13 protein-coding genes are annotated in these 13644 nt (G+C 63.1%); 5 read left to right on the forward strand and 8 right to left on the reverse strand.

Annotation, left to right across the window (positions count from 1 at the left end):
• Positions 1-46 precede the first annotated feature (46 nt).
• On the reverse strand, positions 47-970 hold the full coding sequence (locus P9250_RS09895) for a LysR family transcriptional regulator (RefSeq protein ID WP_244830029.1): 924 nt from the start codon (positions 968-970) through the stop codon (positions 47-49).
• Between the two features lie 169 nt (positions 971-1139).
• Between P9250_RS09895 and P9250_RS09900 the strand changes: the two genes are divergently transcribed.
• The 5 genes from P9250_RS09900 to P9250_RS09920 are packed head-to-tail and all read left to right on the forward strand — an operon-like array spanning position 1140 to position 6582.
• Positions 1140-2315 (forward strand): L-rhamnonate dehydratase, encoded by a 1176-nt coding sequence (locus P9250_RS09900; protein WP_244830028.1) that lies wholly within the window; start codon positions 1140-1142, stop codon positions 2313-2315.
• Between the two features lie 53 nt (positions 2316-2368).
• The gene (locus tag P9250_RS09905; RefSeq protein WP_244830027.1) at positions 2369-3655 is read left to right on the forward strand and encodes an MFS transporter; all 1287 of its coding nucleotides are present in this window, start codon (positions 2369-2371) and stop codon (positions 3653-3655) included.
• A gap of 22 nt (positions 3656-3677) precedes the next feature.
• Complete coding sequence (locus tag P9250_RS09910) at positions 3678-4679, forward strand: 4-hydroxythreonine-4-phosphate dehydrogenase PdxA (RefSeq protein ID WP_244830026.1); 1002 nt, start codon at positions 3678-3680, stop codon at positions 4677-4679.
• A gap of 6 nt (positions 4680-4685) precedes the next feature.
• Entirely contained in the window at positions 4686-5642 is a 957-nt protein-coding gene (locus tag P9250_RS09915; RefSeq protein ID WP_250468564.1) for an amidohydrolase, read from the forward strand.
• Positions 5643-5661: 19 nt separating this feature from the next.
• Complete coding sequence (locus P9250_RS09920; protein WP_250494189.1) at positions 5662-6582, forward strand: dihydrodipicolinate synthase family protein; 921 nt, start codon at positions 5662-5664, stop codon at positions 6580-6582.
• Positions 6583-6610: 28 nt separating this feature from the next.
• On the opposite strand, the gene P9250_RS09925 is transcribed toward P9250_RS09920, so the two are convergent.
• The 7 genes from P9250_RS09925 to P9250_RS09955 form a co-directional block, all read right to left on the reverse strand.
• On the reverse strand, positions 6611-7000 hold the full coding sequence (locus P9250_RS09925) for a hypothetical protein (RefSeq protein ID WP_244830023.1): 390 nt from the start codon (positions 6998-7000) through the stop codon (positions 6611-6613).
• Positions 6997-7689, reverse strand: coding sequence for a substrate-binding domain-containing protein (locus tag P9250_RS09930; protein ID WP_309848164.1), 693 nt, complete (start codon positions 7687-7689; stop codon positions 6997-6999). The genes P9250_RS09925 and P9250_RS09930 overlap by 4 nt, the downstream gene beginning before the upstream one ends.
• A 1-nt stretch (position 7690) precedes the next feature.
• Positions 7691-8374 carry a 4-carboxy-4-hydroxy-2-oxoadipate aldolase/oxaloacetate decarboxylase gene (ligK, locus tag P9250_RS09935; protein ID WP_310392669.1) on the reverse strand — a complete coding sequence of 228 codons (684 nt, stop codon included), beginning with the start codon at positions 8372-8374 and terminating at the stop codon, positions 7691-7693.
• 2 nt (positions 8375-8376) lie between these two features.
• Positions 8377-9402, reverse strand: coding sequence for an amidohydrolase family protein (locus P9250_RS09940; protein ID WP_310392671.1), 1026 nt, complete (start codon positions 9400-9402; stop codon positions 8377-8379).
• 14 nt (positions 9403-9416) lie between these two features.
• Positions 9417-10769, reverse strand: coding sequence for an aromatic acid/H+ symport family MFS transporter (locus P9250_RS09945; protein WP_250468578.1), 1353 nt, complete (start codon positions 10767-10769; stop codon positions 9417-9419).
• 30 nt (positions 10770-10799) lie between these two features.
• On the reverse strand, positions 10800-12101 hold the full coding sequence (locus P9250_RS09950; protein WP_310392674.1) for a gallate dioxygenase: 1302 nt from the start codon (positions 12099-12101) through the stop codon (positions 10800-10802).
• Between the two features lie 304 nt (positions 12102-12405).
• The gene (locus P9250_RS09955) at positions 12406-13611 is read right to left on the reverse strand and encodes an MFS transporter (RefSeq protein WP_310392676.1); all 1206 of its coding nucleotides are present in this window, start codon (positions 13609-13611) and stop codon (positions 12406-12408) included.
• Positions 13612-13644 lie beyond the last annotated feature (33 nt).

Genomic DNA, 13644 nt, shown 5'->3' on the forward strand with positions numbered 1-13644 from the left:
GCGTCTCGCGCTCGACACGCATGACGCGGCCGCGCCGTCGCCCTAACTAGGCTGCCCGAATCGCCTCGATGACCAGTTGCGTAGCCGGACTGATGCGCCGGTTACTGCGCAGGATCAACCCATAAGGCGCGAGCCGTCCACGCAGCGGCGTGGCAATGGAAGCGATGGTATCGAGCGAAGCGTAGTAGTCGGCAACCGAACTCGGCAGCACCGCCAACATATCCGAATCGCGCAACAGCGAAAGCGTCGTGAGAATGGAAGACGTCTCGACGGTGCTCACCGGCGGTGCGACGCGTGACTCCCTGAAAGTCTGATCGATGATCTCGCGCATCGGGCTCGGATGCGGCTGCACGATCCACGCATACCCCGCGAGCTCATCCAGTTTCGGGCGCCCGGTCGATTCGAACACCGGATGCCCGGGCCGCGCGACAATCGCCAATGCCTCTTCGGCAAGCGTTTCGAAACTCAAGTCGTTGGCGGGAAACCCGTAGGGAATGCGCCCGACCACGATATCGAGTTGGTCCTGCTGCAAGGCTTGCACGAGCACATCGCTGGTATCGATCTGCACGGTGATATGCAGACGCGGATGCGCGTCCTTCAACTGTACGATCACTTTCGTCAACAGCTCGGGCGCGGGCGCCATGACCGCGCCAATCCGCACCTTGCCGATATCCCCCGCTTCGATGGCCGCGAGTTCTTCGCGCAACTCGTCGAGGTCTTCGAACACCACGCGCGCATAACGCATGACCGCTTCGCCATATACCGTTGCCTGCATGCCGCGCGCATGCCGCACGAACAGCGACGCGCCCATGGTGTCCTCCAGTTCCTTCAACGCCTTGGTCGCGGCGGGCTGCGTCATGGCGAGTTCGTCGGCGGCGCTGCGCAGAGACTCTGTTTCGGAGAGCGCCATCATCAGTTGAAGATGACGCAAGCGCAGGCGTTTGCGGATGGTATTGGCAGGCGCAATCATGTCGGCGATAACCCTGTGAGCGCTTTCCCGCGATAACCGCAGGAAATAACCCGATGCAAATTATTCAATAGTCAGTTATCGCGCAGTTTCGCACACTAGCGTCACCCGAAACAGCCGCGCAAACCCTTCCTCGCGCGGCCTTCCATCAAACAAGAAGGAGACATTCGCGATGAAGATCAAGCATATCCGTGCACGCGTATTCGAATGGAAAGGCAAGGTCGTGCCGCCGCAAGCGCACTTCTGCACAAATGCCGTGGACATTCTCTACGAACGCGGCGACGCCATGGGCTCGTTCCGCTTTCACCAATGGCTCGTGGTCGAAGTGGAGTGCGACGACGGCACCATCGGCATCGGCAATTGCGCGCTTGCGCCGCGCGTGGCCAAGCAGATCGTCGACGAATATCTCGCGCCTATCGCCATTGGCGAAGACCCGTTCGATCACGAATACATCTGGCAGAAGATGTATCGGCGCACGCTTGCCTGGGGGCGCAAGGGTATTGGCATGGCGGCGATCTCGGCTGTCGATATCGCCTTGTGGGACATCATGGGCAAGGCGGTGAAGAAGCCCGTCTTCAAACTGCTCGGCGGACGTACCAAGGAAAAGATCTGGTGCTATGCCTCGAAGCTCTACAACAACGACGACCGCGACGTGTTTCTCGCCGAAGCAAAGAGCTATCTCGACGACGGCTTTACCGCGATGAAGATGCGCTTCGGCTACGGCCCGAAAGACGGCCCGAGCGGCATGGCGAAGAACGTCGAACAGTTGCGTCTCTTGCGTGAACTCGCGGGCGACGACATCGACATCATGGTCGAATGCTATATGGGCTGGACGCTCGAATACGCACGCAGAATGTTGCCGCGCCTGGCCGAATTCAATCCGCGCTGGCTGGAAGAACCGGTCATCGGCGACGATATCGAGGGCTATCAGGAACTGAAGAAGATGAACGTCATCCCGATCTCGGGCGGCGAACACGAGTTCACCATCTACGGCTTCAAGGACCTGCTCGAACGCCGCGCCGTGGACGTCATTCAGTACGACACGAATCGCGTGGGCGGCATCACGGCGGCGCGCAAGATCAACGCAATGGCCGAGGCGTGGTCCGTGCCGGTCATTCCGCATGCCGGACAGATGCACAACTATCACCTCACCATGTCGAGCGTGGCGAGCCCCATGTCCGAGTTCTTCCCGGTCTACGACGTGGAAGTGGGCAACGAGCTTTTCTACTACATCTTCGACGGTGAACCGCAACCGGAGAACGGCTATCTGCAACTCTCCGATGAAACGCCGGGCCTCGGCATCACGCTCTCGGACAAGTATCTGGATGACTTCAACATCATCGAATAACGCATGAACGATGGGCCAATGCAGCCCTCGACATAAAGAATTGGAGACACGCAATGGAAAGCAGAATAGAGGCGCCCGCGCTCGACGCGGTTACGTCGGAGCGCGCGACGAGCGTGCGCTGGCGCATCTTTGGCGTGGTGTTTCTCATCACGCTGATCAATCTCGTCGATCGCATCTCGCTTTCCATCGCGATGCCCACCATCGCCAAGGAATACGCGCTCTCGCCCGCCATGCAGGGGCTGATCCTGTCGAGCTTCTTCTGGTCGTATGCGCTGTTGCAGATACCGGGCGGATGGCTCATCGACCGCTACGGTCCGCGCAAGATCATCGCGGGCGCGACGGTGTTGTGGGGCATTTTCCAGACCTTGATGGGCGCTGCCGGCGGCGGTCTGTCGATGCTGTTCCTGCGTGTGGGTCTGGGCGGCGCCGAAGCACCGCTCTTTCCCGCCGGCAGCAAGCTCAATGCATTGTGGCTCTCGAAGAAAGAGCGCGGTCGCGGCGCCGTATTGATGGATGCGGGCTCGCCATTGGGCGCGGCCATCGGCGGGCTTGCAATCTCCAATCTCATCCTCGCGTTCGGCTCGTGGCGCATGGCGTTCGTCGTGGCGGGCATCGCGACCATCGCGGCGGGCTGGCTCGCATGGCGTTATCTGCGCGACGATCCCGCGAAGCATCCCTTCGTGAATGGCGCGGAACTCGCGCGAATTCGTGACGGCGCGGCCCCGGTCGCCGCGAGCGTCATCGCCGAGGAACCCTTGCCGCTGCGCTCGACCATCGCCATGTGCGTAGGCCGCATGAGCTGGGCGATGATCTTCTTCGGGCTCATCACGTGGGGACCGAGCTATCTGACGCAAGCACGCGGCTTGAGTCTTTCGCAGATCGGCGCGGCCACGTTCTTCATCTTCTTTTCCGGCGCTTTGGGCTCGCTGTCGGGCGGCTTTCTCTGCGATGCACTTTGCACGCACGGCTTCTCGCGCGGCAAGGTGGTCAAAAGCATGATCGCGCTGTCGGGCATCACGACGCTTGCCGTATTCGCCGCGCTGCCGACCATTCAGTCGCCGGTGAGTGCGGTCGCGGTGCTGTGCGCGGCGTCGTTCTTGCTGATGTGGGGTAGTCTCTACTGGAGCCTGCCTTCGTTGCTCGCGACGCCGGGGCGCGTCGGTCTGCTCGGTGCATGCATGAACTGCGCGGGCAGCGTCGGCGGCATCTCGATTCCGCTCATCACCGGCTTCATCCTGCAGCGTACCGGTTCGTTCGATACCGTGCTGCATTTCTACAGCGCCTGCGCGCTGGTGTATATCTTCGGCTCGATCGCCATCGATCTGCGCCGTACCCGCTAAAAAACTCAAAGGTTGATCCGTCATGAAACCTCGCATTGCTGTCCTTCTCGGCGACCCCGCCGGCATCGGCCCCGAACTCATCGCGCGTCTCGTTGCACGGCCGGAAAATCGCAAGCGTGCCGATCTGCTCATCATCGGCGACCGGCGCGAACTCGATCGCGGCATGGAGATCGCGCGGCAACGTTTCGATTACACCGTGGTGAACGATGAAGCCGCCGCCGCGCGCGATACCGACGTGCCTTCGCTCATCGACTTCCGCCTGCCCGACGACGCGCCTTACGAGCCCGCCGTATCCACGGAACGCGGCGGACGCTACAGCCTGGAAGCGTTCAAACAAGCCCTGCAACTGACGCGCGCGAACCGCACCAACGCCATGTTGTTCGCGCCCGTCAACAAGACCTCGCTGCACATGGCGGGCATGGACACGAACGACGAGATGGAATGGTTCGCGCATCAGCTCGACTATGCCGGCGCGTTTTGCGAATTCAACGTGCTCGATGAACTGTGGACCTCGCGCGTCACGTCCCACATTGCATTGAAGGACGTGAGCGCGCGGCTTTCTGACGAACGCATAGTCGGCGCGGTGCAGTTGATTCACGACGGACTCAAACGCGCGGGCATCGCGGCGCCGCGCATCGCGGTCTGCGGCTTCAATCCGCATAACGGCGACAACGGCGCATTCGGCCGCGAAGAGATCGATGTCATCACGCCGGCCGTGGAGCATGCACGCGCGCTCGGCTACGACGCGCAAGGCCCCTTTCCCGCCGACACCATCTTCGTGCGTGCACGCGACCAAAAGGTCTTCGATGGCGTCGTCACCATGTATCACGACCAAGGCCAGATCGCGATGAAGCTCATGGGCTTCTGGCGCGGCGTCACGGTGCACGGCGGCTTGCCGGTGCCGATCGCGACGCCCGCGCACGGCACCGCGTTCGATATCCACGGCAAGGGTTCCGCCGATGTCGGCGCTACACAGAAGGCCTTCGATATTCTCGTGCGCATGGCACAAGACCGCGTGAGCTAAGAGCCCATGATGCACGCCCATATCGATGCCTTGCGCGAGCGCTTCCTGCAAAGCGGCGACGATGCCGACCTGCCTGTCGTCGATGCGCATCATCATTTCTGGGACCTCGCGAACAACTATCATCCGTGGCTGCGCGATCTGCCGCGCATTCCGTTTCGTTATGGCGATTACGCGGCCATCTGCCATGACTTCCTGCCCGACGATTACTTTGCGCAGGCGGCGAGTCATCGCGTGGTCAAGACGGTGATGATGGAAGGCGAATGGGACGCGCGCGATCCGCTCGGCGAAGCGCGCTGGGCGAGCGCGCTCAATGCGCGCACCGGCCTGCCCAATGCAATGGCCGGACAAATCTGGCTGGATCGCGAAGACGTGCGCGCGGTGCTTGATGGATATCGTGGCTTGCCGCTCGTGCGCAGCGTGCGTCATAAGCCCAAGACCGTGCCGCGCGCGGAGCATCGCGCGGATTTCTCGGCAGCGGGTTCCATGCGCTGCGAGCGGTGGCGGCGTGGTTACGCGCTGCTCGCGGCATATGATCTGATGTTCGAACTGCAGGCTCCGTGGTGGCATTTCGCGGAAGCGGCCGAACTTGCGCGCGACTTTCCCGACGTGAAGATCATCGTGAATCACACGGGCTTACCGGCCGATCGCAGCGAGGAGGCGTTGCGCGCATGGCGCGCCGCGCTCGATACGCTCGCGCGCTGGCCCAATGTGTGGCTCAAGATATCCGGCATCGGCGAAGCGGGGATAAACTGGAGCGTGGAGCGCAACGGGCCGGTGGTGCGCGAGGCCATCGCGAGCTTCGGCGTCGAGCGCTGCATGTTCGCGAGTAATTTTCCGGTGGATAGCCTCGTCGTTTCGCTGGACAATCTTTTCAGCGGCTTCAAGGCGATGGTCGCGCACCGAACGCCCGCGGAAAGACTGGCCCTTTTCCACGACAATGCCAGCGCCCTCTATCGCATCTAAATTCAGGAGACAACAATCAATGGCAGCTCCCCTTTATCGCGGCGTGTTCCCCGTCGCGCCTACCATCTTCGACGACGCAGGCAAGCTCGATCTCGAAGGCCAGAAGCGCGCCATCGACTTCATGATCGATGCCGGTTCGAACGGCTTGTGCATTCTCGCGAACTTCTCGGAGCAGTTTGCGCTGACGGACGCAGAGCGCGATGCCGTGCAGCGCACCGTGCTGGAACATGTCGCGGGCCGCGTGCCGGTGATCGTCACGACGACGCATTTCAGCTCGCACGTTTGCGCCGAACGCAGCCGCGCGGCGCAGGACGCGGGCGCGGCCATGGTCATGGTCATGCCGCCTTATCACGGCGCGACTATCCGCGTGAGCGAGCGCGGCATTCAGGATTTCTACGCGAAGGTGTCGGACGCCATCGACATTCCGATCATGATTCAGGATGCGCCCGTCGCGGGCACGCCGCTGTCCGCGCCCTTTCTCGCGAAGCTCGCGCGTGAAGTCGAAAACGTGTCGTACTTCAAGATCGAAACGGCGCAGGCTGCGTCGAAGCTGCGCGAGCTGATCGAACTCGGCGGCGATGCCATCGTCGGCCCGTGGGATGGCGAAGAAGCGATCACGCTGATCCCCGATTTCGATGCAGGCGCGACCGGCGCGATGACGGGCGGCGGCTACCCCGACGGCATCCGCAAGATCGTCGATGCCTACGCTGCCGGCAACACCGACGAAGCCGCCGAGTTGTATCAGCAATGGCTTCCGCTCATCAATTACGAGAACCGTCAGTGCGGGCTTGCCGCATGCAAGACGCTGATGAAGGAAGGCGGCGTGATCGGCTCGGACGCGGTGAGGCATCCGCTTGCGCCGATGCATCCTAAAGTGCGCGAAGGCTTGCTCAAGGTGGCGCGAAAGCTCGACCCGCTGGTGCTGCGCTGGGGGCACTGACGCCGCTTTAATGGCCTGAAGTCCGCCCCTACTTTGCGCGGTCAATGAGCTGCCGTGCGGTCTCCGTCGCGAGATCCGCATGCAGCTCGGCCCACTTCCCGAGCAAGGTGGCGTCGTCGGTAAAGAAGATTGGCGGCTCGATCCAGGCTTGCACCTTGCCGTCTTTCGACGATGCTTCGAACACGCGCAGATCGGGGTCGTCGCTGACGCCCGCGCGAAGCAGCTCGCGAAACGACAGCGATTCGCGTACGCGCACTTCATGCACCGGCACTTCGCGAAGAATGGAGACGGCCGCGCGCGCGATGCGCAAGGCGCTCTCTCGTCCATCGGCCATCAAAAACACGGTGACGCCGCCTGGCGCCGACAACGCCAGGCGAAAGAGTGCAAGTCTGCATCGTTCGCTCAGGCGCGTGCTCATCGAACGGGTTCCATGCCATGACGTTGCATGACAGCGCCGGCTTCCGGAGAACTCAGGTAAGCAAGAAGGGAGCGCGCGAGCACGGGTTCGCGCGCGGCCGTGCACACGGCGCCCTGAAATACCGTGAGCGTCTGAATGTCCGCGGGCAACGGACCCACTACGTCGATGCCCGCGACGCCGATCAGCTCGCTCATCTGCTGAAAGCCCAGCTCCACTTCTCCTTGCGCGATAAGTCCGCCCACGGCCACGCCGGGCGGCGCCTGCACGATACGCGACGACACCTCCTGAAGCACGCCCCAGCGCTCGAACAGCCGCATGAGATACGCGCCGCTCGGCCCGGTCGAATAGCCGATACTGCGCGCGGCCAACACTGCGTGACGCACGGCGCTTTCGTCGTCGATGGAGGGATGCGGCGCGCCCGCCTTCACCGCGACGGCCACGCCCGAACGCGCGATATCCACGCGGCTCGCCGGATCGATACGTCCCGCTTCGGCAAGACGCTCGATGGCGTTCGCGGCCAGCACGACGATATCGAACGCCTCGCCTTCCTCGATACGCCGCAACGCCGCCACGCCGCCCGTCGATTCGATCGCGACCGGCTGCGCGAATGCGCTTGCATAAGCATGGGCGAGATCGGCTAGCAGATGCTTCGTCGCCATCGACGAGATGCCGGTAATCGTCGTTGCCATATCAGTCGATGTAGCGCAGGCCCGCGCGTTGCAGCGGCTCGCGCATGTTGTACATGTCGAGACCCAGCACGCCGCTCGCGAGCTTGTCGCGCTTCTCTTCTTCCAGCGCCTCGCGCGCGCTCGCCTTGTCGAGCACCTGTCTCGCCGATGCAGCCGGCACCACGACCACGCCATCGTCATCGGCGACGATCACATCGCCGGGAGTAACCCATGCGCCCGCGCAGACCACCGGAATGTTGACCGAGCCAAGCGTCGCCTTGACCGTTCCCTTCGACGAGATCGCGCGGCTCCACACGGGAAAGTTCATTGCGGTCAGCACACGCACGTCGCGCACGCCTCCGTCGATGACGAGCGCACGCGCACCGCGCGCCTTGAAACTCGTCGCGAGCAAGTCGCCGAAGAAGCCGTCGGTGTTGTCGGTGGTGCAGGCGGCCACGACGATATCGCCGGGCTGAATCTGTTCGGCGGCGACGTGCAGCATCCAATTGTCGCCGGGTTGCAGAAGGACCGTCACCGCCGTGCCGCTCACCTGAGCGCCCGCATAGATGGGCCGAATGTACGGCTTCAACAGACCGACGCGCCCCATGGCTTCATGCACGGTCGCCGAGCCGAGCGCGCCGAGTTTGGTCGCGGCCTCTGCGTCCGCGCGATCGATGTTGCGATAAACCACTCCGAGTTCGACCATGTTCAACGTTCCTTTGACTTGAGCGCCGTATCGAGGCGCGGATACACACGGCGCGCGTTGCCTTCGTAGATCTTGTAGCGCGCTTCGGGTTCGATCTGCGCGGCTTCGACATAGCGCTTCGTATCGTCGAAATACTGTCCCGTTTGCGGGTCGATGCCGCGCACCGCGCCTATCATCTCGCTCGCGAAGAGGATGTTGTCGACGGGAATCACACGCGTCAGCAGGTCGATTCCCGGCTGGTGATACACGCAGGTATCGAAAAAAATGTTCTTCAGCAAATGGTCTTCGAGCAGCGGCTTTTTCAGTTCCTGCGCCAGCCCGCGAAAACGACCCCAGTGATAAGGCACCGCGCCGCCGCCATGCGGAATTACGAAACGCAGGCTCGGAAAGTCGCGGAACAGGTCCGAGGTCAGGCACTGCATGAAGGCGGTCGTGTCCGCGTTCAGATAATGCGCGCCGGTCGTGTGAAAGCACGCGTTGCAACTCGTGCTCACGTGGACCATCGCGGGAATATCGTACTCGACCATCTTTTCGTAGATGGGATACCAATAACGATGGGACAGCGGCGGGCTCGTCCAGTGACCGCCGGACGGGTCCGGGTTCAGATTGATGGCGACATTGCCGTATTGCTCGACGCACTTCACGAGTTCGGGAATGCACGTCGCCACATCGACGCCTGGGCTTTGCGGCAGCATCGCGGCGGGGACGAAGTGATCGGGGAACAACTCGCTCACGCGAAAGCACAGCTCGTTGCAGATCGCGGCCCATGTGCTCGACACGTCGAAGTCGCCGATATGATGCGCCATGAAACTCGCACGCGGACTGAAGATGGTGAGGTCGAGCCCGCGTTCGCGCATCAGGCGAAGCTGATTGCTCTCGATCGACTCGCGCAATTCGTCGTCGCTGATACGCAGTTCGGAAACCGCCGGCCTCTCCGAAGGATTGTTGATGCCGGCGATCTGCCGGTTGCGCCACGCTTCCAGCGCCTTGGGCGCGGTGGTGTAGTGGCCGTGAATGTCGATGATCATCCTTGCTCCAGAAACTAGTGTGCAGCGGCGTTCGTTTGCGGCGCGGGTTCGCCGGCGCGCGTTTTCTGCGCGACGAGGATGGCGACGGCGGCAAGCGTGGCGGGCACGGCGAGCATCGCGAGGATCGCGCCGAATTGCCAGCCCAGACCGAGCAGCGCGCCGCCGATCGCCGAACCGAAAATGCTGCCGAAGCGTCCCATGCCGAGCATCCAGCTCACGCCGGTGGCGCGCGCCACGGTCGGATAGCGTCCCGGCGCGAAGGCGTTGAGGCCGGTCTGCGCGCCGCTCATGCAAAAACCCGCGGCGAACACGAGCACGGCGAGCGACGACGACAACGCGCCGATCCACGCAAGCCCCAGCACGCACACCGCGCCGCCGAGATACGCCGCGCTGATGACAGGCGCGGGCCGCGTCTTGTCCATGATGAAGCCGACGATGATCGCGCCGATGGTGCCGCCGATCTGGAACATCGCCGTGATGTTGGCGGCGGCGGAAACCGTGAGACCCGCATCCTTCATCAAGGTGGGCAGCCAGCCGGTCAGCAGATAGATCACGAGCAGGCCCATGAAGTACGTGACCCACAACGCGGCGGTCATGAAACCATAGCCTTGCGAGAACAGCACGCCGATAGGCTTCTTGGTCGGCAGCGGCGGTTCCGTCGATACGAAGACTTCATCGCCCTTGAAGCGCTCGCCGCAGACACGTCCGAGCACTGCACCGATCCGTTGCGAGGTCGCGCCACGCACCGACATGAGACGCGCCGATTCGGGCAGCAGCCAGATTTGCAGCGGAATCAACACGAGCGGCAACGCGCCGCCGAAGATCAGCACCGAGCGCCAGCCGTGCTCGGGAATCAGCCAGCCGGCGACGAAACCGATCAGCGCGGAGCCGAGGTTGAAGCCCGTGAACATGATGGTGATGAGCAGCGAGCGCTTGCGCTGCGGCGCGTATTCGGAGAGCAGCGTCGTGGTGTTGGGCATGGCCGCGCCAAGACCGATACCGGTCAGCAAGCGCAGGAGCGCCATCGACGAGGGCGAATTGGTGAACGCCGTCGCGATGGTAAAGACGCCGAACAGGAACACCGAGGTGATCAGCACCCACTTGCGGCCGATGCGGTCCGAAGCCGGTCCCGCCGTCAACGCGCCGATCACGAGTCCGATGGGCGCGGCGCTCATCACGAGTCCGAACGCGGGCCGCGAGATGTGCCAGTCGCCGATGATCGAGGGCGCCACGAAACCCATGATGGCGACGTCCATGCCGTCGGCCGCGACGACGAGAAAGCACAGCGCGACCAGCAACCACTGGTACGCCGAGATGGGCCGCGCGTCGATGAAGCCCTTGATGTCGATGGTTTTACCGCTGTTCATGTTCGTCTCCGTGTTGCATCGTTTTGGCCGTCAAGCCTTGTTCTTCTCTTCTTTGTCCCAGGCGAGATTGCCCGCGCCCTTGCCCGCCACCGAGTAGAGCGCGCCGGGCGCATTGCGCGTCTTCTGGAATTCCTCGAGCGTTTCGCCGCGCATCGCCGCATAAATATGCAGGTTCGAGATGCCCGTCACCGCGCCCAGCTTTTCGAGCATGAAAAAGATCACGCCGTAGTGAAGAAGACCGCGCCAGTCGCGGCGGCGCAGAAGATCGCGCTCCTGTTCGCTCAGACCCGCTGCTTCGTAGCTCGCTTCCTCGTCGGCCTTGAACGCCTCGCGATGCGCGGGCTCGACCATGCGATGCAGATAGTCGTTGATGCGATAAGCCCGCACCGCCGTTTCGATGCTGAACGGATACGTGCCTTGCAGCTTCTCGACATCGGTGAGTTGCACGGCCATCTTCTGGCGATGACGTTCGAGTATCGCGGGTTTCGTCTCGCTGTCCTCGCCTTCGTAGATGGCGGTCGCGATACCGGCCATCGACGGAAGGTAGTAGCTGCGGTGCCTGCACACGACGTTGTTCGACAGCGCGCCGCGCATGGTCAGCCACATGATCACTTCAGCGCCTTCGAAGCCGCCGAGTTCCGCGTATTCGGCGAGCGTCATGTCGGCGAGTTGCTCGGGGTCGCGCTCGAAGAGATCGAGGAAGCGGTGATCCCATTCCGTGTTGTTGAAGCCCGCGCGTTCGCCGTGAACCTGATGCGACAGGCCGCCCGTCGCGATGATCGCGACCTTGAGGTCTTCCGGATAACTTTCGATGGCGCGGCGCAGCGCCTGACCGAGCTTGTAGAAACGCCGCGCGCTCGGCACGGGCAGTTGCAGCACGCCCATTTGCAGCGGAATCAGTTGCATCGGCCAGTCGGGCTTGTGCGGGGTAAGCATCGAGAGCGGTGAGAAACAGCCGTGATCGAGCGGCTTGTTCTGGAAGAACGACATATCGAACTCGTCGGTCACGAGCGAGTTGCCGATGTGCGCCGCGAGCGCGGGATGCCCCTTGATCGGCGGCAGATCGCGCGCGCCGCCGCCCTCGTCCGCGACGCGCCATTCCGGACCGACGCCGAGCGCGAAGGCCGAGTAGTGATCGAAAAAGAACGACGTGATGTGGTCGTTGTAGATCGTCACGACCACATCGGGGCGCTTCTCTTCGAGCCACGTGGCGAGCGGCGCGAAGTTTTCGAAGATGGGAGCCCAGACCGGGTCGTCACGCTTGTTCTTGTCGAACGCGAAACCGATGGTCGGGGTATGCGAGGCAGCAATGCCGCCGATGATGCGAGCCATTGTGATGCTCCTTCGGGTGCCGGGCGACGCGTTACGCGTCCATCGGCAGCGGTGTCTGGTGCGGAAAACTGAATGGAAGATAGCGGCTGGCGGTTGCGCGGGAAACTACGCGTAAACCATGAAGATGGGCGCGATTCGATACGTCCGACGGCGTTCGATGCCTTTGCTTGCTGGGGTTTGGCGAGCGATCGGCTGGCTGCGTGATGCGGCGTCCGATAAATAAAACTGATGCGTGAAGAAGGAAGACGCAAGGTCGCCCGACCGCCCGCATGTTCGCGGACGGATTGGCACGAACATGCGCGATCTAGGCCTCGTGCGCGAGGCGCGAGCGCAGTGCGATGGCCAGCGGGAAAATGGCGATGGCCGTGAGAGCCGTGGCAAGCGTGGCGCCGTGCACGCCGATCCGGTCGCCGAGGAAACCGTAGATGACCGGCGAGATCGCGCCCGACGCAATGGTGCCGGTATAGAAAAGCGCAAAGGCCCGCTCGGCTCCGTCGAGTGGCGCCAGTTCCGGCACGGTGCCGTAGAGCACGGACGAGGTGCCATTGAGCATCACGCCGAGGAGCGGCAACAAGACCATCGCGACGCTCAGCGGGCAGAGCATCACCGCGACGATGCAGGCCGCCGTGCCGCCCTCGGTTGCGAGCACGGTGCCGATCACGCCCAGCCGCGCGCCGAGCCATCCGCAGGCGAACTTGCCGGCCGCGCCGCCGATGAAAACCAGCGCGAGCGCCGTGCCCAGCATCGGTGGAGAGATGCCCTTCTCTTTCAGCAAGAACGGCAGGAACGTCAGCAGGCCCATGCGGACGCTGGTGTCGAGCACGCCTATCGAGAGCAGCATCGAAAATCCTCGTCCTGAGCCGCCGCAGTTGCCGCTGGATTGCGCATCGGCGGCCGGCGTGCTTCTCGGTACGACAGGGAAGAAAAGTGCAATGGATACAGCGACGACGCAACCCAGGACCGACATGATCCAGAGCGCGTGACGCCAGGGCATGAGCGTAACGAGAAGAGAGATTGCGGCCGGCAATGCCGATTTGCCGAGATCGCCGGAGAAGTTGTAGACGCTCAAGGGGCCGCGCGCGCGGCGGCCATAGACGCGCGACACCGCGCCCGATGCAATGGGATGCTGCGTGCTCGACCCGCTTCCCGATACCGCCAACGCCACGCACAGACCGAGCAGGCTTCCCGACATACCCGCGAGCGCGTAGCCACCGGCTGCGAGCAACGTGCCGAGCGCAAGCGTCGCCCGGCTGCCAAGCCTTTGCGCCAGACGCCCGGCCGGTATCTGGAGACTCGCCATGGTTCCGGCATAGACGCCGCGCAGCATGGCGAGCGCGCCATACCCCAGACCGAAGTCCGCCTGCCACACCGGCAGCAACGCGTAGATCATGTCCGTGTAACCGTCGTGCAGCGCGTGTGCGACGCAGGACAGCCAAAGCACGCGCGAAGGTAGAAGCGCGGTCCGGTCGGTTTTAAGCAGAGACGGCAAGGAAAACGGAATAAAGCGCATGAGTGTCCCGGACGACGGCGTGACGAGGCCTAA

This window comes from Caballeronia sp. LP006 (assembly GCF_031450995.1).
Classification (GTDB): domain Bacteria; phylum Pseudomonadota; class Gammaproteobacteria; order Burkholderiales; family Burkholderiaceae; genus Caballeronia.